Source organism: Mesorhizobium sp. WSM3859, from assembly GCF_002295065.1.
Lineage (GTDB): Bacteria > Pseudomonadota > Alphaproteobacteria > Rhizobiales > Rhizobiaceae > Mesorhizobium.
The window spans coordinates 155222-175315 of sequence record NZ_NSGG01000001.1; the positions used below are offsets into that span (position 1 = coordinate 155222).

At 63.2% G+C, this 20094-nt stretch carries 20 protein-coding genes; 8 read left to right on the forward strand and 12 right to left on the reverse strand.

The window, feature by feature from the left end; genetic code table 11:
* Positions 1 to 24: 24 nt before the first annotated feature.
* From CK230_RS00750 to CK230_RS00770, 5 genes are read left to right on the forward strand one after another with little or no spacing between them, the layout of a single operon-like run.
* Positions 25 to 456 carry a PqqD family protein gene (locus CK230_RS00750; RefSeq protein ID WP_095815310.1) on the forward strand — a complete coding sequence of 144 codons (432 nt, stop codon included), beginning with the start codon at positions 25 to 27 and terminating at the stop codon, positions 454 to 456.
* Between the two features lie 5 nt (positions 457 to 461).
* A complete protein-coding gene (locus CK230_RS00755) occupies positions 462 to 1538 on the forward strand; it encodes a hypothetical protein (protein WP_095815311.1) in 1077 nt (358 codons plus the stop codon).
* On the forward strand, positions 1535 to 2275 hold the full coding sequence (locus tag CK230_RS00760) for a glycosyltransferase (protein WP_095815312.1): 741 nt from the start codon (positions 1535 to 1537) through the stop codon (positions 2273 to 2275). The genes CK230_RS00755 and CK230_RS00760 overlap by 4 nt, the downstream gene beginning before the upstream one ends.
* Positions 2276 to 3004 (forward strand): glycosyltransferase family A protein, encoded by a 729-nt coding sequence (locus CK230_RS00765; RefSeq protein ID WP_095815313.1) that lies wholly within the window; start codon positions 2276 to 2278, stop codon positions 3002 to 3004.
* Complete coding sequence (locus tag CK230_RS00770; RefSeq protein ID WP_095815314.1) at positions 3001 to 4503, forward strand: nucleotidyltransferase family protein; 1503 nt, start codon at positions 3001 to 3003, stop codon at positions 4501 to 4503. The genes CK230_RS00765 and CK230_RS00770 overlap by 4 nt, the downstream gene beginning before the upstream one ends.
* A gap of 100 nt (positions 4504 to 4603) precedes the next feature.
* On the opposite strand, the gene CK230_RS00775 is transcribed toward CK230_RS00770, so the two are convergent.
* The 7 genes from CK230_RS00775 to yajC form a co-directional block, all read right to left on the reverse strand.
* Positions 4604 to 5611, reverse strand: coding sequence for a sterol desaturase family protein (locus tag CK230_RS00775; protein WP_245429776.1), 1008 nt, complete (start codon positions 5609 to 5611; stop codon positions 4604 to 4606).
* A complete protein-coding gene (locus CK230_RS00780; RefSeq protein ID WP_095815315.1) occupies positions 5553 to 5978 on the reverse strand; it encodes a hypothetical protein in 426 nt (141 codons plus the stop codon). Before CK230_RS00780 ends, CK230_RS00775 begins: the two co-directional genes overlap by 59 nt.
* An 81-nt stretch (positions 5979 to 6059) precedes the next feature.
* On the reverse strand, positions 6060 to 6908 hold the full coding sequence (locus tag CK230_RS00785) for a phytoene/squalene synthase family protein (RefSeq protein ID WP_176479994.1): 849 nt from the start codon (positions 6906 to 6908) through the stop codon (positions 6060 to 6062).
* Between the two features lie 18 nt (positions 6909 to 6926).
* Positions 6927 to 7316 carry an Mth938-like domain-containing protein gene (locus CK230_RS00790; protein WP_095815316.1) on the reverse strand — a complete coding sequence of 130 codons (390 nt, stop codon included), beginning with the start codon at positions 7314 to 7316 and terminating at the stop codon, positions 6927 to 6929.
* 157 nt (positions 7317 to 7473) lie between these two features.
* Positions 7474 to 10023: a protein translocase subunit SecDF gene (gene secDF / locus CK230_RS00795; protein ID WP_095815317.1), complete on the reverse strand. Its 2550-nt coding sequence runs from the start codon at positions 10021 to 10023 to the stop codon at positions 7474 to 7476.
* An 89-nt stretch (positions 10024 to 10112) separates the two neighbouring features.
* Positions 10113 to 11126: a hypothetical protein gene (locus tag CK230_RS00800; RefSeq protein ID WP_095815318.1), complete on the reverse strand. Its 1014-nt coding sequence runs from the start codon at positions 11124 to 11126 to the stop codon at positions 10113 to 10115.
* Positions 11127 to 11179: 53 nt separating this feature from the next.
* Positions 11180 to 11515, reverse strand: a complete 336-nt coding sequence (gene yajC, locus CK230_RS00805) for a preprotein translocase subunit YajC (RefSeq protein ID WP_095815319.1) — start codon at positions 11513 to 11515, stop codon at positions 11180 to 11182.
* 267 nt (positions 11516 to 11782) lie between these two features.
* On the opposite strand from yajC, the gene CK230_RS00810 reads away from it, so the two are divergent.
* Positions 11783 to 12655 carry an ATP-binding protein gene (locus tag CK230_RS00810; RefSeq protein WP_095815320.1) on the forward strand — a complete coding sequence of 291 codons (873 nt, stop codon included), beginning with the start codon at positions 11783 to 11785 and terminating at the stop codon, positions 12653 to 12655.
* A gap of 112 nt (positions 12656 to 12767) precedes the next feature.
* Positions 12768 to 13598: an isocitrate lyase/phosphoenolpyruvate mutase family protein gene (locus CK230_RS00815; RefSeq protein ID WP_095815321.1), complete on the forward strand. Its 831-nt coding sequence runs from the start codon at positions 12768 to 12770 to the stop codon at positions 13596 to 13598.
* A gap of 86 nt (positions 13599 to 13684) precedes the next feature.
* On the opposite strand, the gene CK230_RS00820 is transcribed toward CK230_RS00815, so the two are convergent.
* On the reverse strand, positions 13685 to 14515 hold the full coding sequence (locus CK230_RS00820) for an AraC family transcriptional regulator (RefSeq protein ID WP_176479972.1): 831 nt from the start codon (positions 14513 to 14515) through the stop codon (positions 13685 to 13687).
* 97 nt (positions 14516 to 14612) lie between these two features.
* On the opposite strand from CK230_RS00820, the gene CK230_RS00825 reads away from it, so the two are divergent.
* Positions 14613 to 15503 (forward strand): NAD-dependent epimerase/dehydratase family protein, encoded by an 891-nt coding sequence (locus CK230_RS00825; protein WP_095815322.1) that lies wholly within the window; start codon positions 14613 to 14615, stop codon positions 15501 to 15503.
* Positions 15504 to 15610: 107 nt separating this feature from the next.
* Here the strand turns inward: CK230_RS00825 and CK230_RS00830 are convergent, their stop codons facing one another.
* The 4 genes from CK230_RS00830 to serS form a co-directional block, all read right to left on the reverse strand.
* Entirely contained in the window at positions 15611 to 17137 is a 1527-nt protein-coding gene (locus tag CK230_RS00830) for a LysM peptidoglycan-binding domain-containing M23 family metallopeptidase (RefSeq protein WP_095815323.1), read from the reverse strand.
* A gap of 138 nt (positions 17138 to 17275) precedes the next feature.
* On the reverse strand, positions 17276 to 17929 hold the full coding sequence (locus CK230_RS00835; RefSeq protein ID WP_095815324.1) for a protein-L-isoaspartate(D-aspartate) O-methyltransferase: 654 nt from the start codon (positions 17927 to 17929) through the stop codon (positions 17276 to 17278).
* Between the two features lie 13 nt (positions 17930 to 17942).
* Positions 17943 to 18701: a 5'/3'-nucleotidase SurE gene (gene surE / locus CK230_RS00840; protein WP_095815801.1), complete on the reverse strand. Its 759-nt coding sequence runs from the start codon at positions 18699 to 18701 to the stop codon at positions 17943 to 17945.
* A gap of 4 nt (positions 18702 to 18705) precedes the next feature.
* Positions 18706 to 20010 carry a serine--tRNA ligase gene (gene serS / locus CK230_RS00845; protein ID WP_095815325.1) on the reverse strand — a complete coding sequence of 435 codons (1305 nt, stop codon included), beginning with the start codon at positions 20008 to 20010 and terminating at the stop codon, positions 18706 to 18708.
* Between the last annotated feature and the right edge of the window lie 84 nt (positions 20011 to 20094).

Here is a 20094-nt window from a genome sequence, read left to right on the forward strand (position 1 = left end):
ATTTACGGGGGCGAAGGCGGTATAATGTCGGGTGTCGTCTTGGACGAAACAAATTTGTCGAGTGAGATCTTCGACGGTGAAGTCGTTGCGGTGAATTTTGCGACCGGCAAGTATTACGGCATGAAGGGAAGCGCGCAGCTTATCTGGGAGATGTTGCGCGAGCCCGTCGATCCCGCCATGATTGAGACGGCGTTGAGAACGGGTTATCCCAACTTGGACGACGAAGACGTTGCCTCGGTGCAACGTTTCCTCGACCTCCTCGTGGAGGAAGGCATGCTTCAGCCGGCCTCGCCGATCGCATCGCCCAAGCTGCCCGACATTTCCGACCGCGCATCGTTCGTGAGGCCGGAGATGGAGATCCACACGGACCTGCAGGAGCTGATTGTCCTCGATCCCATCCATGACGTGGATCCGGGTGGTGGATGGCCGTTGCGGCGGGAATTGGGGGACAGCTGATCCGAATGGTCCAAGCCGCCGTCGATTCCCGTACGGCGCCTGCAGCATTCGTCCGCCGCGTCATTGCCGACGCGAGTTTCCGGTGGTCCGAATCCGGCGCTGAGCATTGCTTTCGCCTTGGCGGGTTGACGCTGCGGCTGCGCACTTGCGGAACAGCGCTCGATCCGGTCATCCTGCCGGTTCTGCGTCATGCGCAAATAACGGGAGCCACCGCGGGAGACCGCTCGATCACTGTCTACGCCGTCTCGCATGAGGATGACGGCTTTGCGGCTCCGCCCGCCGAATGGTGCTTTGAAGCCGAGGAGGCCGACGCCGTCACCCGGACCGCGTGGGACACCGAGGCCGGTGTCGCAATCGTATCCGACGAGAGCCGTGAAATCTGGCATCTGCACGATCTGTCCGCCGGCACCGGCGTTTATTGGGTCGGGGCCGCTGCCCGGCTGCCGGTCTGGGAATATGGGTCTCCGCTCCGCCATCACATCCATTGGGGCGCGTTGGCCACCGGCCATGCGATGCTTCATTCCGCCGTTGTCGGCGAAAATGGCGTGGGCGTGATGCTTGCCGGTCCGGGAGGTTCCGGCAAATCGACGCTGACGGCCGCCGCGATTTCCGCGGGGATGCAGACCACGGGCGATGATATTGTGCTGGTGTCGCAGTCTGGGGCAGACTGGCGGTGCCACTCGCTTTTCGACACCATGAAACTCACTGGAATGGCGGAGACCCTCTTCAGCGGGCTTGCCGCGCAAGCGGTGAACCGGGACCGTCGCCCGGAAGAAAAGGCGCTCATCCCGATCAGCACGACGATACAGGATGCGCTGGTCCCGCAAATGGCGGTGAAGGCTCTTGTCTCATGCAAGCTCACCGGCGAGGATGTTTCGGTGATCCGTCCCGCTTCCCGGTTCGAGATGATCCGTGCCCTCTCGCCGAGCACGTCGAAAATCTTGCGGACCGGTCACAACGAGACATTCCAGCAGGTCGCCAGCCTGTCGCGGTCGCTTCCCTGCCATGAGTTCCTGATCGGCAATGATCCGATGGAAGCGACAACCGTGCTGCGAGGGTTCCTGCGGGAACTGAGAGCATGAGCGACGGCCCAACGATCAGCGTCATCATGCCGGTGCGAAATGGCGAGAAATACATCGCCGACGCGCTGAAAACCGTACTCGACCAGGCGTGGCCGGTGCAGGAAATCCTGGTGATCGACGACGGCTCGAGCGATCGCTCGCGCGAGATCGTGGAGTCCCTGGCCTCGCGTTTCCCGGCGATCCGTGTCCTCGACGGGCCGCGGCGCGGCCCGGGGCCGGCGCGAAATGTCGGTCTGCGGATCGCCGGTGGCGAGTTCATCGGCTTCCTGGATTGCGATGATCTCTGGCCGTCCGACAAGCTGTCGCTGCATCTCGCGCGCTTCGCTCGAACTCCTCATATGGATGTCGTTTCCGGCTTCGTGAGCTATTTCAATCGGCAGATGACGGATGCTCCCGCACCCGATCCAGCGGCGATAACAGAAGAACTTTTCCATGTTCATCTGGGTGCAACCCTTTATCGTCGGACAGTCTTCGAGCGGGTGGGGATATTCGACGAAAACTTCCTTTATTCCGAAGACGTGGACCTCATGCTTCGGATTCGCGAAGCCGAAATTCCGATGACGATCCTGAACGCGGTGACCCTGTGCTATCGCCGTCACGCGGAGTCCATGACGAGCACTTATACGGCGGAAGAAAAGCGCGACTTCAACCGCGCCCTGATGTTGTCGCTCATGCGTCGGCGCAAGAGCGGCAACACAAGGCCGTTGCCTCCCTTCAAGCATCTGATGGAGGAGTGAGTGGAAACGCCGTATTTCAGCGTCATCATTCCTGCGTGGAACGCAGCCACCACGCTTCGGCAGACGCTCGACAGCATCGCGGAGCAGAATGACCCTTCGCCGCGAGAGGTCATCGTCGTCGATGACGGCTCGACCGACCGCACGGTCCGGGTAGCTCAGGACCATTTATCGCGCCCGCGCATAATCAGGAAAGCCAATGGCGGAGCGCCGTCCGCATTCAATGTCGGCATAAAGGCCGCCACGGGCGCGGTTCTCGCCTTCCTCGATGCCGACGACCTCTGGATGCCCGATAAGCTAGCCCTGCAGCGGGCCGCGCTGGATTCGGATCCCTCGCTGGACGCCGTGCTTGGCCACAGCGAAACCTTCGAAAGCCCGGAATACCCCACCGAAGCCTTTCACTCTCTCCACTATAAGAAAGGCCGCTATCCGGGCTACCTCGCGAGTTCGCTTGCGATGCGGCGAGGCGCTGTCGAGCGGCTCGGCATCCTGTTCGATGAAAGCCTGCGCACTGGCTCCTTCATAGATTGGTACCGCAGAGCTATTGCCGCTGGCATGAAAATGACCATGCTGGACGAGACGGTTCATCGACGTCGCATTCGACCGGGCACGTTGTCCAGAAGGGTAGCCGGCGGCGCACCGGCCGGCATGGCGTCCGATTTTCTTGAAATCGCACGCCGGGCGATCATGGCCAAGCGGGGTGATGATGATGGAGAAAGAGGGGGGCAATGAATTGGCCTCTCTGGTACCCGTCTCTTGATCGCGCCTGGCCCGCTGGCGATCACGAGCGCCTCCTGCTGGCCGCCGTGCACATCGATCCGGGGGCGGCCGAAAGGGAACTGCGCGCCTGGATCGGCACACACGACCTGAACGACTGCACGTTCAGCGAGCAGCGGTTGATTCTCGCCGCCTGGAACAGGCTTGGACCTGGTTTGAGGGATCTGCCGGATGCGCCGAGGCTTGCCGGGCTTCAACGGATGCTGTGGACGCGAACCATGCTTCTGATGCGAGAGTGCCAACCGGCATTCGCGGCGCTGGCTTTCGCGGACGTGCCGATGATGCTCATCAAGGGAGCCGCGCGTGCCGCTGATCCCGTTGGGCGGGGTGGACGCTCGTTCCACGACCTCGATATCGTGGTCCCGAGGAACCGGCTGGGCGATGCCCTGGGCGTGTTCATTGAACTGGGCTGGGAGCCGTCGAGCGGTTCCAGCGCCATGCGCATGCTGACGCTGGCAGGACGGCTGCGCAGCGTCAATCTTCATAAGGGCCGCTACGGCGACATCGATCTTCACGGCTGCATCTTTCGTCCGGGCCAGGGCAGCCTCGGCGACGATGACCGGGTCTGGGCGCGGGCCAGGCCGGTGGAGTTCAATTCGGTGGCCTGCGGACTGCCGGTCCGGGAAGACCTGGCGGTGATCGCCATCGCGAATGGCGGTCTCGACGCCCATGCCAACAGCGACTGGCTGGTCGATCTGTCCCGCCTCATCGTTGAACCCGGTTTCGATTGGAAGCTGTTTTCCGATGAGATTCTCGCCCGCGACATTGCGGTGCCGACATTGATCGCGCTTGGCTGGCTGAAAGCGCGGGCAGGCTATGCGGTTGATGCAGCGGCGATGAGACGCTTCGAGGCGGCCCTTCCCGGGTCGATGGCCGCGTGGATGGCTTTCGTTCAAGCAAGGCCCAGGCAAAGTGAGACTCCTGCCGGTGCCGCCCTTCGTTGGCTTGCAAAGACGCGTCGCAAGTCGCTTGAGCTGGCCGAGTCCGAACCACGCGGAGAGCAGAAACCGAGACCGCGCCTGAAGACGAAATTCAGCAGGGGTTTGCCTGCCGGCCAAGGCGTGCTGCGCGCCGATCTGCCTCTCCCCGATCGCGCCGGCGTTTTACGCTTGCACATCCGATTGCCGGCGTCGGTGAAATGGCGGCGTCTCGCCTTCGAGATCAACAGCGACGCCGGGCATGTTGCCGCCTTTCATGTGCGCCCGAAGCTTCCGCGCGCGGAGAGCGCATTGGAGGTCTTTTGCGAAATCCAACTTGACACCCTCCCTGGCGCGACAAGGGTCTGGCTTGAAAGCCGGCCGCTGCGATCTTCGCGAATGCTGACCGAGGAGAACGCCGCGCGCTACGCCGCGCCCCGCTTTTGGCTGATCAGCTCGGAATTTCGTCCCGACGCCCGTCCGGAGGCGCTCATCGACGGCATTTCACGCAAAGACGCCGCAAAGGGGACGCGATGAAAGGCTTGCAGATCTTGTCGGAGGCATGGAGCGGCTCGCCTTGGCTGTCACCGAAGATGATATCGCGCGCATCACGGCAGCACCTTCCCCTTGGCGATGGCTATTCCGCCGGCTCGGCAGTCGCAGTCGGCAGGCCAGGCTTGCCCGCCTGGGAAGGATTTCGCCTGACATAAGCCGCCTTCAGCGTCGCCGACGTGTCGCGCGAGCCGTCATGGCTCCAGCCCGGCGGCTGGATGAGATAATTGAAGCGCTGGCCGGGCGTCAGCCCCGGCGCCAGCGCATCCTTGAACATGCCGATCCATTCGTGGAAGGCCACTTTCAGCGGGTTGAAGGTGCCGATATTCTTGACGATGCCGTAGCGCGGCCGGTCTTCCTCCAGTTCCTCGACGAAGGTGCCGAACATGCGATCCCAGATGATCAGCGTGCCGGCATAATTGGCGTCGAGGTAGCGCGGATTGGTGGCGTGGTGGACGCGGTGGTGCGAGGGCGTGTTGAAGACGAACTCGAACCAGCCCCACATCTTGCCGATCGTCTCGGTGTGGATCCAGAACTGCCAGACCAGGTTGAAGCCGAAGACGAAGGCGATCACCGCCGGATGAAAGCCGGCGAGCACAAGCGGCGCCTGCAGGATGAAGGTGAAGGTGAACAGGCCGGTCCAGCTCTGCCTCAGCGCCGTCGAGAGATTGTAATGCTGGCTGGAATGATGGTTGACATGCTCGGCCCACACCCAGCGCACGCGGTGCGCTATGCGGTGATAAACATAATAGCGCAAGTCATCGAGCAGGAAGGCGGCGACGAACACCCAGACGGACAGGCCGAGATTGAAGAAGCGGAATTGCCAGAGCCACAGCAGCGCCCAGTAGGACACGACGCCGAGCAGCAGACCGGCGACGACATTGCCGGTCCCCATCATCAGGCTGGTCAGCGTGTCGCGCGTCTCGAACGTTCCCTTGGCGCGGCCAGTGCGCACCAGCCAGAGCTCGATCAGGATCGCAGCGACAAAGAAGGGGATCGCAAGCTGGGTGACCTGCGGGAAATATACTCGTCCATCACGCCGCCTCCCGGATCCGATCGTTATTCTGCAGCGTCGCCGCCACGGCTCGCGCATCGGCTTCGCCGGCAAAGACGAACCTGCCGCCCTTCCAGGTGAAATCGTTGAGCCGCAGCGACACCGCTTTCCCTTCCCTCGCCAGCCCCAGAATGTCGTGCGGCGTGACGATGCGTGTGAGAAAACAGTCGCCGATGCTCTGGACAATGCCGCAGCGTTGCGGGCCGAGGTCGAGAAACGCGGCATGATTGTCGGCGGTCAGCCGCACAGCTCCAGGCTTCTCATCGGGAAAATCCTCGGCAAAGCGTGCGAGCGCCTGATCAGTGCCGGCAAGCGTCGCGGTTGTCGTGCCGCCGGTGAAATGCACGGCAGCAACGGACAATGCGATGCCGAACGCGACTAGGACGACCAGGACTGGCAGGCTCATGGAAACGCGGCTCCTCCGGCGGCCCGCATTTCTTTGACGCGGGTGCACGCGACAGAACCCCTAGCATGATTGACGTTTACGTCAAAGGGGCGTCCAGCCCCGCATCGCATGACGCAAGAGCAGCCAGTGCCGACGCAGGATGGAAAGCGTCGCCGTTGTGCCGAGCGGCGACCTGCGAGCCGTCTCCGTCTTGTCGAGATAGGCGCGGGTCAACGCCAGCGGCAGGAAGGCCGGCCGCAACGAAACGGGAAGCGCCGCCGCACCTTTCTCGAAGGCGCTGAGATGCTCCCGCGCCAGCGCGATCATCGCCGCAACCGCGCGCTCGGCGGCAGCCCCGCCCTCGCCCTTGATGAACTCTTCCGGCGTCGTGCCGGATGCCGCGAGGATATCTGCGGGCACAAAGCATTGCCCGCGCCGGCGGTGCAGCGGCAGCAGAAGCAGCAGGCCGGTGATGGCCTGGGCGCAACCGGCTCGGCCCGCCAGCTCGGCGAAGCCAGGCGCCGCCACCGGATCGAGCACCATGGCCGCAAGCTGGATCAGCGCCGCGGCCGTCTCGCCGCAATAGCCCTCGAGGTCGGTCCGCGACGGCATTGGATCGTCATAGAGATCGAAGATGCGCGCCTCGAGCATGTTCTCGAAAGCAGTTTTCGGCAGATGGTGGGCGGCGATCGTCGCGCGCAACGCATCGGCGGTCGGGTGGCCTGTCCCGGCATCCCCGTCGGCCAAAATGACGTCGCGCCACCATTGCAGCCTGACCTCGCCCGGCAGCGGCTCATGGATGCGATCGCGCACGCCGGCGATCTCGGCATTGAAGGCGTAGAGTGCAAGCAACGCGCCGCGCCTGTCGGCCGGCGCGTAGAGCGCCGACAAATAGCGGTCATGGTCGGCGGCGCGTACCGCATCCATGACGATGTCGCCATTCTCGACGATGTCGGGCGTGCCGGCCATTCAGTCGACGGCGATCAGCGCCGCGGCCACGGCGCGGTCTTCGGCCAGCAGCACATTGTAGGTCCGCACCGCCGCGCCCGTCGACATCGGGTCGGCGGAGATGCCGGCCTCCTTGAGCGCGGCGCGCAGCGCCGCCGGCAGCGGCCGCAAATCCTTGCCCATGCCGACCAGCAGTATCTCCACTCGGTCGGCTTCGGCGAGCAACTTGTCGAAGTCCGAGGCCTTCAGCGCCAGCGGATCGGCAGGTTCCCAGCCATGGATGCCCGACGGCAGAACGAGCAGCGATCCGCGATGCGACATGTCCGCGAAGCGGAAGCCGCCATTGCCATAGGCCTCGATCGCCGCCTTGCCGGGGAAATGCGCCTCGCGGATGATGATGCCTTTAGCCATGGATCTAGAGCGTAACTCATCCGGCTCTAGAGCATGATCCCGAACCGGAGGTCAGCGCACGCAAAAAGTGGGAACCGGTTTTCGGAAAAGATCATGCTCCAACAAAAGGTTAGATCAGGAGGACGGTTCAACGAAACGTCATCCTGATCCGGCAGGGTCAGGTCGTCAGGGCCTTGCCGTTCACCGGCTTCTTCTCCTCTTCGGTCGCGGCCTGCGGCCGCAACCGGAACAGGATCAGCAGCGGCGCGGCGATGAAGATCGACGAATAGGTGCCGAACACCACGCCGAACAGCATCGCCAGCGTGAAGGAGCGGATAACCTCGCCGCCGAAAAGCACCAGCGCCAGCAGCGCTAGCGACGTCGTCACCGAGGTGAGCGTGGTTCTCGACAGCGTCTCGTTGATGGCGTTATTCAGGAGCTGCGGCAGCGGCATCTTCTTGTATTTTCTGAGATCCTCGCGGACGCGGTCATAGACGACGATGGTGTCGTTCAGTGAGTAGCCTATGATGGTCAGGATCGCAGCCAGCGACGACTGGTTGAACTCCAGCCCAGTCAGGACGAAGAAGCCGATCGTCATCACCACATCGTGCACCGTGGCGACGATGGCTCCGACCGCGAACTGCCATTCGAAGCGGAACCAGACATAGAGCAGGATGCCGACCAGCGCGATCAGCATGGCGATCGTGCCCTGCTTGGCGAGCTCGCCCGATACCGTCGGGCCGACCACTTCGACGCGGCGGAAATCATACTGGTCCTGCAGCTCGCCCCGCACCTTGTCGATAACGGTCTGCTCGGCATTCTCGCCGGCATCCTGCGTGCCGACGCGGATCAGGACATCGTTCGGCGCGCCGAACTGCTGCACCTGGATCTCACCGATGTTGAGCTCGGACAACCGGTTGCGGATGTCGCCGAGGTCGGCGTCGCCCTGCTTCGCCTGCACCTCGATCATCGAGCCGCCCTTGAAGTCGATGCCGTAATTGATGTCGATGGTCAGGAAGCCGACGACCGAAAGCACCGACAGCAGGCTGGACAGAGCGAAGGTCCAGCGGCGGATGCCCATGAACGGGATTTTTGTGCCCGGTGGAATGAAGGTGACCGGCGCGCGCGGCAATTCCTTCGGGCGAGCGCGGCGCAGCCAGATCGCAACCAGCATGCGGGTGAAGGTGAAGGCGGTGAACACCGTGGTCAGAATGCCGATCGCATAGGTGACGGCAAAGCCTTTGACCGGACCGGTGCCGAGGAAAAACAGCACGACGGTCGCGATCAGCGATGTGACGTTGGAATCGACGATGGTCGCCAGGGCCTTGGAGAAGCCGGTGTCGATCGCCTGAATGACTGAGCGGCCGTTTCGTCGCTCCTCGCGGATGCGCTCATAGATCAGGACGTTGGAGTCCACCGCCATGCCGATGGTGAGCACGATACCGGCGATACCCGGCAACGTCAGCGTGGCGCCGAGCAGCGATAGCGCGCCCACGATCATCGCCACGTGCACGGCCAAGGCGATGTTGGCGATAAAGCCGAGGAAGCCATAGGCGACGAACATGAAGGCGACGACGAGGATCGAGCCGATCACGCCCGCCACCTTGCCGGCGTGGATCGAGTCCTGGCCGAGGCCCGGGCCGACTGTGCGCTCTTCGATGATGGTCAATTTCGCCGGCAAGGCGCCTGCGCGCAGCAGGACAGCGAGGTCGTTGGCGCTCTCGGCCGTGAAATTGCCGGAGATCTGGCCGCTACCGCCAAGGATCGGCTCGCGGATCACCGGCGCCGAAATCACCTGGTTGTCGAGCACGATGGCGAATGGCTTGCCGACATTCTGCTGGGTCGCCTGACCGAACCGGGTTGCCCCACGCGAATTGAAGGCAAACGAAACCACCGGCTCATTGGTCTGCGAGTTATAGGTTGGCGTGGCATTGGACAGGTCTTCGCCCGACACGATAACGCGGTTCTCGACGAGGTAAGGAACCGGAGGATCGTCCTGCGAATAGAGGATGGAATCGCCGGGCGGCGGCCGGTTCTTCAGCGCGTCCTGGACCGGCACGGACGTGTCGACCATCTGGAACGTCAGTTTGGCGGTCTGGCCGATAATGTCCTTCAGCCTCTGCGGGTTCTGCAGCCCAGGCACCTGGACCAGGATTCGATCATCACCCTGCCGTTGCACGATCGGCTCAGTCGTCCCGAGCGCATTGACGCGCCGCTCGACGACTTCAATCGCCTGCGACAGCGCTGTCGACGTGCGGTATTTGATACCGGCATCGGTGACGGTGAACTTCAACAGCCCGGATTCGGAATCGTCCAGCGTCATCGACTGCACCGAGCCGCCGGAAAAGAGGCCGGCCGCGACCGGATTGGTTATCGGCTTCAGCGCCGTCTTGGCGGCTTCGACCTGGCTTGGATCGTTGATGCGCACCTGAACGGTCCGGCCGGTTCCGCCAAGGCCGGTGTATTGGATCTTGGCGTCGCGCAGCAGCGTCCTGATCTCGTCGCGCGTGGTCTCCAGTTGATCCTTGATCAGGTCGTTCTGATCCATCTGGAGCAGGATGTGCGAACCGCCCTGAAGATCGAGGCCGAGCGTCATCTGCCGCTTGGGCACCCAACTCGGCAATTGCGCCAGCGTGCTCGCCGGGAAGAGATTGGGCGCGGCAAGGATCACTGTGATGGCCACGGCGAGCCAGATCAGGATCATCTTCAGGCGCGAGAAATAAAGCATTCGTTGTTATCCGTTCAGGCGTACAAGCGGCAGCGTTCCGCCATCGGCTAGGTTGTCAGCTATAGTTATCGTTCCGACCATGGCCGGCCCTATCGTGCTTCCTCGACGATTGTCAATCTCGCCGGCAGCGCGCCGGTGCGCAATAACACGGCGAATTCCTTGGCGCTCGCGGCCGTGAAATTCCCCGATATCTGCACGGTGCCATGCTCGATCGGTTCCCGGATGATAGGCGCGGAAATTACCTGATCGTCCAGAATCACCGCAAACGGCCTGCCGATATTGCGCGTGGTTGCCCACTTGAAACGTTGCGTACCCTTGGAATCGAGCCGGAATGCGACGACAAACTGCTCTGTCGAACTGTCGCGGATCGCTTCCGCGTCCAGCACGCTGTCGCCCGAGACAAGCACCCGGTCTTCGACCAGATAGGGAACTGGCGGATCGTCCTGCGTGTAGAGCACCGTTGAACCGGCAGGCGCCCGGCCATTGACTGCATCGTCCACGGGCATCGAAGTATCGACCAGTTGGAAGCTCAGTCGACCCTGCCGCGCAAGGGTTTGCGCCAGGCCGTGCAAATCCGCAACGCCTGGCGCCTGAACCAGTATGCCGTCATCCGTCAACTGGACCGCGGCATCGGCCACACCAAGTTCGTTGAGGCGATTTTTGATGACCTCCATCGACTGGGTGAGCGCCGCAGAGGTCCGATATTTCGCGCCGGCATCGGTCATGGTGAACTTCAGCAAGCCAGGCTCGCTGTCGTCGAGCGCAAACTCCTGGACCGGACCTTCCTTGCCGGCGACGGGATCGACGACCGCCTTGAGCGCCGCCTCGGCGGCCTCAACCTGCGCGGCATCGCTGATGCGCACCTGAACCGTAAGGCCGGATACAACAAGGCCGTTATAGTTGATCCTCGGTTCGGCGTCGCGAAGCAGCGTCCTGACCTGATCCCGCGCGGCTTCCAGCCGGCGGCTTCTTACCTGGTCCGTATCCAGGTGAAGCAGAACATGTGCGCCCGGCACCGATGCAAAAACGTTCGACGCGCCGAAGACCATCGAGACGAGGGCAAGCCCGATCAACATGATCTTCAGGCGCGAAAAATACACCATATGCCGCCGTTCGTCGGAGCCTTGCCCGCGGCCATCGCCGCCGGGATTTCGCCTTACTTCTTGGCGTTCTGGTTCGCCACCGGCTCGCCCTTGACGCGCACGTCCGAGATCGTCGAGCGCAGCGCCGTCACCTTGGTTCCACCAAGGTCGATCTCCAGCTCATTGTCGTCGATCACCTTGGTCACCTTGCCGACGAAGCCGCCGCCGGTCACCACCGTATCGCCGCGGCGCACCGCCGAAAGCATTTCCTGGCGCTTCTTCAGCTGCGCGCGCTGCGGCCGGATGATCAGAAAATACATGATCACGAAAATCAGGACAAACGGCAAAATCGAGATGAGCATGTCTGGCGAAGCGCCGACGCCCTGGGCGTATGCCGGTGTAACGAACATCAAGAAACTCCTGGATGGTGAAATTCCGCCGCGGCCGCCCCGCGAAAATTTGGCCGGAATATAGTCTGTAAACTTGCCAATGCAACTGCGCTGCCAGTTCAATCCGTTGCTTTTCCAGCCGTTTGCGGCGTGCTAGAGCGTCGCAGCGGAAGCGGCTTCGAGGCCACCGAAAAGATCATGCTCCAACAGAAGCTTGGAGATGGTTCTTGCAGCGATGTCATGGAAGCTGCTCCCACACGTTGAAAGACCTCAACAAAAAGACCTAAAATGACCGACAGCCTGGACGCCTTGAACAAGAAGCTCGACCGCCTGATCGAGGCGGTTTCCCGTCTCGCCCCGCCGCCAGTGCCACAGACCGATCTCGGCGTGGCGGACTGCTTCGTCTGGCAGGCGGAGCCCGGCTTTCTGGAGCCCGTGCGCAAGGTCAATCGGGTCGACATCGGCCTGATCCGCGGCGTCGACCGCGTGCGCGACATCCTGCTCGACAACACCGAGCGCTTCGCGTCCGGCTACGCGGCCAACAATGTGCTGTTGTGGGGCGCGCGCGGCATGGGCAAATCATCCCTGGTCAAGGCCGTGCATGCCACCGCCAACGCTTCGGACAAGCTCGACAAGCCGCTGAAGCTGATCGAGATCCACCGCGAGGACATCGACACGCTGCCCAAGCTGATGGGTCTCCTGAAGGCGGCTCCCTATCGCTTCATCCTGTTTTGCGACGACCTCTCCTTCGACCATGACGATACCTCCTACAAGTCGCTGAAGGCGGCGCTCGAAGGCGGCGTCGAAGGCCGGCCCGCCAACGTCATCTTCTACGCCACGTCCAACCGGCGACATCTGTTGCCGCGCGACATGATCGACAATGAGCGCTCGACTGCCATCAACCCCTCGGAAGCGGTTGAGGAAAAAGTCTCGCTATCCGACCGTTTCGGCCTGTGGCTCGGCTTCCACAAATGCTCGCAGGACGAATATCTCGACATGATCGACGGCTATGTCCGCTACCACGACCTGGCCATCGATCCCGAGCAATTGCGAGCGGAAGCGCTGGAATGGGCAACAACGCGGGGCAGCCGTTCCGGCCGCGTCGCCTGGCAGTTCACGCAGGACCTCGCCGGCCGGCTCGGCAAGCCGCTGAAGGATTGACGATCGTCATCCAACACCGGCGCACGCTGGTGGGACAGCGCGGTGCTGTTCTTTATTTGTTCCGACCCTTGTGGCATTTTCCGTCTTCTAGTGACTCGAAAGTCGAAGGAGAATGCAATTGGAAAGCAAGGGTGCCGCGCTTCGCAGGCTGCATGAGGAACCAGGCGCGTTCATCATCCCCAATCCTTGGGACGCCGGCACGGCGCGGATCCTGGCGGCCATGGGTTTTCGCGCCCTCGCCACCACCAGTGCCGGCATGGCATTCTCTCTTGGCGTCGCCGAGGGATCGGTCTCGCGAGAGGATACGCTTAGCCACTGTCGGACCATCGCAGGAGCGACGCCACTTCCCGTCTCAGCCGATCTCGAAAAAGGCTTCGGCGACAGTCCGGAGAGCGTCGCCGAGACGATCCAGGCCGCTGCTGGCATCGGCTTGGCCGGATGCTCCCTTGAGGATCATACCGGCAGGCGTGATGATCCGATTTATGAGTTCGCGCTCGCCGTCGAGCGGATCGAGGCGGCCGCGCAAGCGCGCCGCGCACTCCCCGATGATTTTGTCCTGACGGCACGCTGCGAAAACTTTCTGTGGGGCCGCCCCGATCTGGATGACACAATCAGAAGATTGCAGGCTTTCGAAAAGGCGGGCGCTGACGTTCTTTATGCGCCCGGCCTCCACGACCTCGGCATGATCCGCACCGTCTGCGGCGCGTTGACCAAACCGGTCAACATCGTCATGGGCATGCCCGGGGCAACGTTTGGGGTAGCCGAGTTGGCGGACGCCGGCGTCAAGCGCATCAGCGTCGGCTCGGCCCTGGCACGCCTTGCCTTTGGCGGTTTCGTCCACGCTGCACGGGAGATGAAATTCGAAGGGACCTTCCGCTTTTCAGAAAACGCCATGGGCTTCTCGGAACTGGAGGGCTTCTTTACCGGATCGACGAAGGCTTGATATCCGCCGCCGTTGCAAAGCCGCTTCAAAGCTACTCTGAAGCAGGGACCTCGCCGGCCGGCTCGGCAAGCCGCTGAAGGATTGAGTCACTTAGGCGGCTGCACCCGTCGCAGGTCACGTGGCGTCTGGCCGATCTCGCGGCGCATCCAATGCGCCAGATGTGACTGGTGCGCAAAGCCGGTCAACGCCGCAACCTCGCTCGTGCTGAGATCGCCGCGCCGCAACAGGACGCATGCCCTTTCCACGCGGCGCCGCAACACGTAGCGGTGCAAGGTGACGCCCATCGCCGCCTTGAACCATGTGCGCAGATGCGAGCTGCTCGCGCCGGCGACCCGGCTCAGGTGATCGATCGAAAGCGGCTCGTGGAGAGCGGCCTCGATGTGTTCCAAGACTCGCTTTAGCTGCGCGTCCGACAGCCGGTTCACTCGAATTATATCTGGGCCATCGAGGCCAAGCAGCCTCACCGCAAGCGCGGCGCCGATGCTGTCGGCAAACATGCGGCCGCTCGGTGCGCCTGCGGCTAGATCGCTCTGCAGCGCTCGAGCGAGATGCTCGATCCGCTGGTCACGAAGCAGATGCCGGGTGTCGAACCGCGATGTCCGCGCCTTGCCGCCAAGTTCCGCGGCGACCCTTTCCATCAAGGCCGGCGGCAACACGATCTCCATCGTCTCGAACGGCGTTTCGGCCTCGAAGCCGCCCTCCTCTCCGGCCGGCACCAGGTCGATATCGCCGGCGCGCCTGACGAAATATCGCCCGGCCTGATTGCAGTAGGAGCGCGTCGCAGCACTCGCATGCACCATGATGCGATGGTGCGGCGCCCGGGGCAGCCGATGCATGCCTGCCCCGATATGGCGAGAAACCATCATAACGTCGAACGGGACGGGCGCGAAGTGTGGAAGCATGCTCTCTCGATTCATGGCAAAACCTGTTCAAGATTTGGCAATTCCCGCGCGATTTTCAACGCCGCAACCCTGTATTCCCGCCTCTCCTTCAAAACATGGAAGAGAGGTTGCCATGAGTTCGTATGTTGTTGTCGGCGCGGGCCCAGTTGGACGCGAGACCGCTCGCCTTCTTGGCGAAGAAGGCCATGATGTCATCCTGACCAGCCGAAGCGTCGGTTCGAACGCGTTGCGCAATGTGCGGTCGATGCAGGCCGACGCCACGGACGCCTCGGCGCTGTCGCGTGTCTGCCGAGGCGCCGATGCTGTGTTCATGTGTGCCATGGCCACATATCATCGCTGGCCAACCGACTTTTTCCCCATAATTGACGGCACCGTGCGCGCAGCGGAAGCTGTCGACGCCAAGCTCATCGTGCTTGGAAACCTCTATGGTTACGGCAAGAATGGCGAAAGCCCGCTGCGCTCCGACATGCCGCTGGACCCGAATTCGAAGAAGGGAACGGCCAGGACGATCATGTGGCAGCGGGCGGCCCGCGCCAGCGTGCCGGCGATCGAGATACGCTCCAGCGACTATCTCGGGCACGGCGCGATCAGCTACTTCTCGCTGATCGCCCTGCCCTCGATCATCGAGGGCGAGCCCGTTACCTTCATTGGCGACCTTGACGCCATTCATGCCTGGAGCTTCACCAAGGACGTCGCCAGGACGCTGGTCGCCGCCTCGCGCCACACCGGCGAGTGGGGACGGGCGTTTCATGTCCCCTCGCAACACGCCTCGCCCAACGAGCTCATCCGCAAAACCGCGGCGATGCTCGGCCGCGAGGTTGCCGAGACGCACTCCTACTCCATCCCCGAGATGGAAGCGCTGGGCATGCAGGAGCTCATCGAGATGAGGTATCTCTTCGAGACCCCGCTGCTAGTCGATTCCTCCGATGCGGAGATGCTTCTGGGCGTGAGGGCCAGCAGCCTCGAGGAGATGATCGCCGACACGCTCCGGGATCATCTTTAAGCCCGGGCGTCAGGCATCTTCCGCAACTGAAAAAGCCCGCTCCTTGCGGAGCGGGCTGAAGACGGCGGGCCGGACTGGAGGTCAGGCGGCCCGCAATTGTTCTTGTTCTATTCGAGATAGCCCGACGGATCGACCGGGGCCGAGTTCTTGCGCACTTCGAAGTGCAGCTTGGGCGAGTCGGTGGTGCCGCTCATGCCGGACAGCGCAATCTCCTGGCCGCGCTTGACCTTCTGGCCGCGCTGCACCTCGATCGAGCTTGCATGGCCGTAGACGGTGACCAGGCCGTTCTCATGCCGCACCAGCACGGTGTTGCCGAATTCCTTGAGGCCGTCGCCGGCATAGATGACGACGCCGTTCTCGGCCGCCTTGATCGGCGTTCCTTCCGGCACCGCGATGTCGACGCCGTCCTTGCCGGAGCCGAAGCCGGAGATCACCCGGCCGCGCACCGGCCAGCGCATCTTGCCGATGCCGGTCGCATCGGGCGCCTCGGCATTGTCGTCCTCGGCCTGCTGGATGACCTTGGCGTCCTTCTTCGGCGGCGTGTAGGAGGCGAGCGTCTCGGTGGTCTTGGCCGCAGGCGGCGTCGTCGCCGTCGTCACCGGATCGACCGTGGGCTTGGCGGTGGTGGCCGCCGGCTTGGCAGCCGCCACAACGGTGCCGCCGGCCGGGACCTTGAGCACTTGGCCGATCTTGAGTAGACCGTCCTTCATGCCATTGGCCTGCTTCAGCGCCGTGGTGCCGACGCCAGTCTTCCTGGCGATCGACGACAGCGAGTCGCCCTGCTGGACAGTATAGGTGCCTCCGGCGCCGGCAGGCTTCGCCTCGGCCACCTGCGTCGCGGGCTTGGGGTTCTTGGAACCCGCGGCCGCAGCCGATGCATCGACCTGGGCGGCCGCCTTGCCATCCTTGACCTTGGGCTGCTGCGGCAGCACGGCGACCTTCTCCGGCGCGCCGGCAGGCTGCTTCGGCGCATTCGCCGGCTTGCCTTCGGCGACCTTCGGCTCCGCCTTGCTCGAATAGGCATAAGCGGGGATGACGATCTTCTGGCCGGACCGGATGCCCTTGTTCGGATCGATCCCGTTGACCTTGGCGATGGCGTCGGCCGGCACGTGATAGTGCGCCGCCAGGCCCGAAAGCGTCTCGCCGTCCCGGACCACGATTTCTGTTGCATGCGGCGCAGCACTTGCGTTGCGGACCGCATCGGGCTCGGCCGTCTTGAACGGCTTTGCAGCCGGCGCGACAGTGCCGGTGGCAGTCCTGTCGAGATGCGGCGCGGGAGCAAGCGCCGGAGCCGGTGCGGGAGCCGAAGCGCTACGCATCGGCTTTGCCGTAGCCGGCGCCGAGGGCGGCGGCAATTGCTGGGTCGTGACCGGCTCGAGGCTCGAGCGGCTCACCGACTGGGTGTGCGTGCCATCGACCTGCGCAGGCGCGACCGTGTCGCCCGGATAGGGCTGGTCGACATTCTGCTTGTTGATGATGGCGCGCTGATTGTTGGTGGATGATGTGAAGACATCATCGACACCGTTGAAGCGCATCGACTGGGAACTGCACCCGGCCGCCGCGCCGGCAATCATAAGGACAGCGCAACCGCGCGCCAGATTGCGTCTGTTTGCTTTCAAGTGATTGAATTGCATCGCACTAACCCGCACAGACCCGGTACAAACTGGCCCTGATTAAAGCGCGTTAATGTTACTGCCGGGTTAACCCATTAGAATCCGACGAAAATTTTCTTAAAACATTGGCGGAAATTTTGGCGAAGGTCCGAAGGCCCGCTAAATCACCGCGGCGACGCTGCGCAGGATCGGCTGCAATCTGACCATGCCGATGTCCTCGCGCTCGAAGCGGCTGCCGACCTTGGTGAGCTTGGCCAGTACCTGCTCGCCCTCTTCCGGGCCGATCGGCGCGATGACGATGCCGCCGCTCGACAATTGGTCGAGCAGGAAGCGCGGCAGGCTGTCGAAGGCCGCCCAGGCGACGATGCGGTCGAACGGCCCCTCATTGGGCAGGCCGTTGGAACCGTCGGCCTGGCGCACGATGATATTGCTGATGGCAAGCGCCTCGAAGCGCTGCTTGGCCTGCTCGGTGAGCGTCTTGTAACGGTCAATGGTAATGACACGCGCCGCGAGCCGCGACATGACCGCGGCCGTGTAACCCGAACCGGTGCCGATCTCGAGCACGCGGTTGCCCGGCTCGATGTGGAGCGCTGCTATCACGGCTGCTTGCAGATCGGCGCCCTCGATCGCTTCGCCGCATTCGATCGGCAGCATGCCGTCCGACCAGGCGAGCGCATGGAACTGGGCCGATAGGAAACCACGCCGCGGCGTCGCCTCGAAAGCGGCGACCAGCGGCTTCGGCGCCGCGCCCCTGCCCCGCAGCCTGAGCAGGAAAGCGGCAAACCCTTCGCGGTCGTCGATAGCCGTGTTCATGCCAAAACCTTATTTATGACAGCGCCTTGGTCAGTTGATCGCGGAGTTCATGGGCGGTGAGGTCGAGCTGCAGCGGCGTCACCGACACCAGCCGGTTGCGCAGCGCATGAAGGTCGGTGCCCTTCTTGCCTTCGACCGGCTCGCGGCCGAAGCGCAGCCAGTAGTAAGGCAGGCCGCGCCCGTCGCGCCGCTCGTCGACCCAAAGGCTGTGAACCAACTTGCCCTGCGAAGTGACGACGGTGCCTTCGACCTCGTCGGGAGCGCAGTTCGGGAAATTGACATTGAGCAGCACGCCTTCCGGCAGCGGCGTTTCCACCAGCCGCTTGAGCAACGCCGGGGCCAGCGCCTCGGTCGTCTCATAAGGAATGACGCGATCCTCGCCGACATAGGAATAGGCCTGGCTGACCGCGATCGAGCGCACGCCGAGCAGCGCACCTTCCATGGCGCCCGCCACCGTGCCGGAATAGGTCACATCATCGGCGATGTTGGCGCCGGAATTGACGCCGGACAGGATGAGGTCCGGCGGTCCGGGCAGGATTTTCTTCGTGCCCATGATGACGCAGTCGGTCGGCGTGCCGCGCACGGCGTAGTGCTTCTCGCCGATCTTGCGCAGCCGGAGCGGCTCCGAAATCGACAGCGAATGCGCATAGCCGGACTGGTCCTGCTCCGGCGCCACCACCCAGACATCATCCGACAGCGTGCGGGCGATGCGTTCGAGCGACGCCAGCCCTTCGGCGTGGATGCCGTCGTCGTTGGTCAGGAGAATGCGCATCAAGTTACTTCGCTTCGATCTTGGCGAGACCACCCATGTACGGCCGCAGCACTTCAGGAATGGTTACGCTGCCATCCTCATTCTGGTAGTTTTCGATGACGGCAATGAGAGCGCGACCGACAGCGGTGCCCGAGCCGTTCAACGTGTGGACGAAGCGGTTGCCCTTGCCGTCCTTGTCCTTGTAACGGGCATCCATGCGCCTGGCCTGGAAATCGCCGCAGACCGAGCAGGACGAGATTTCGCGATAGGCGTTCTGGCCAGGCAGCCAAACCTCGATGTCGTAGGTCTTGCGCGCGCCGAAACCCATGTCGCCGGTGCAGAGTGTCATCGTGCGGAACGGCAGGCCGAGCCGCTTCAGCACTTCCTCGGCGCATTGCGTCATACGCTCATGCTCCGCGATCGAGTTTTCCTGGTCGGTGATCGAGACCAGCTCGACCTTGTAGAACTGGTGCTGGCGCAGCATGCCGCGCGTGTCGCGGCCGGCCGAGCCCGCTTCCGAGCGGAAGCACGGCGTCAGCGCCGTGTAGCGCAGCGGCAGTTTTTCATGGGCGGTGATCTCTTCGCGCACGAGGTTGGTCAGCGGCACTTCGGCCGTCGGGATCAGGCCAAGCCGACCATCGCCATGCGGTGTGAAGAACAGGTCCTCCTCGAATTTCGGCAGCTGGTTGGTGCCGAAAAGCACCTCGTCGCGCACCATCAGCGGCGGGATGACCTCCTCATAGCCATGCTCCGTCGTATGCAGGTCGAGCATGAACTGGCCGAGCGCGCGCTCCATGCGGGCCAGCTGGCTTTTCAGCACGGTGAAACGCGCGCCGGACAATTTCGCCGCCCGCTCGAAATCCATCATGCCGAGCGCTTCGCCGATCTCGAAATGCTCTTTCACCCAGTTCGGGCGGGCCGGCACCTCGCCGACGATGCGCTTGACGACATTGTCGTGCTCGTCCTTGCCGACCGGCACGTCCTCCAGCGGCACGTTGGGCAGCACCGCTAGCGCGTCGTTCAGCGCCTTGTCGAGCTCGCGCTCGCGCGCCTCGCCGTTCTGGATAAAGGCCTTGATGTCGCTGACTTCACCCTTGAGCTTTTCGGCAAGTGCCGAATCGCCCGAACGCATGGCATTGCCGATCTCCTTCGAGGCGGCATTACGGCGCTCCTGCTTGACCTGCAGCTCACTGAGATGCGAACGCCGTGCCTCATCCTTGGCGATCAGATCGTCGACCGTGGACTGCGCCTCGTCAGCCGACCACGAGCGCTTCACCAGCGCCTCGACAAGGGCCTTCGGGTTGTCGCGAATCCATTTGATGTCAAGCATGGTCGATCCTCAAAAGTAAGGATCGAGGGCGTAAACCGCATCCGCCGTCGATGCAAGACAGCGGACAGGCGCGCCGCCTCGATT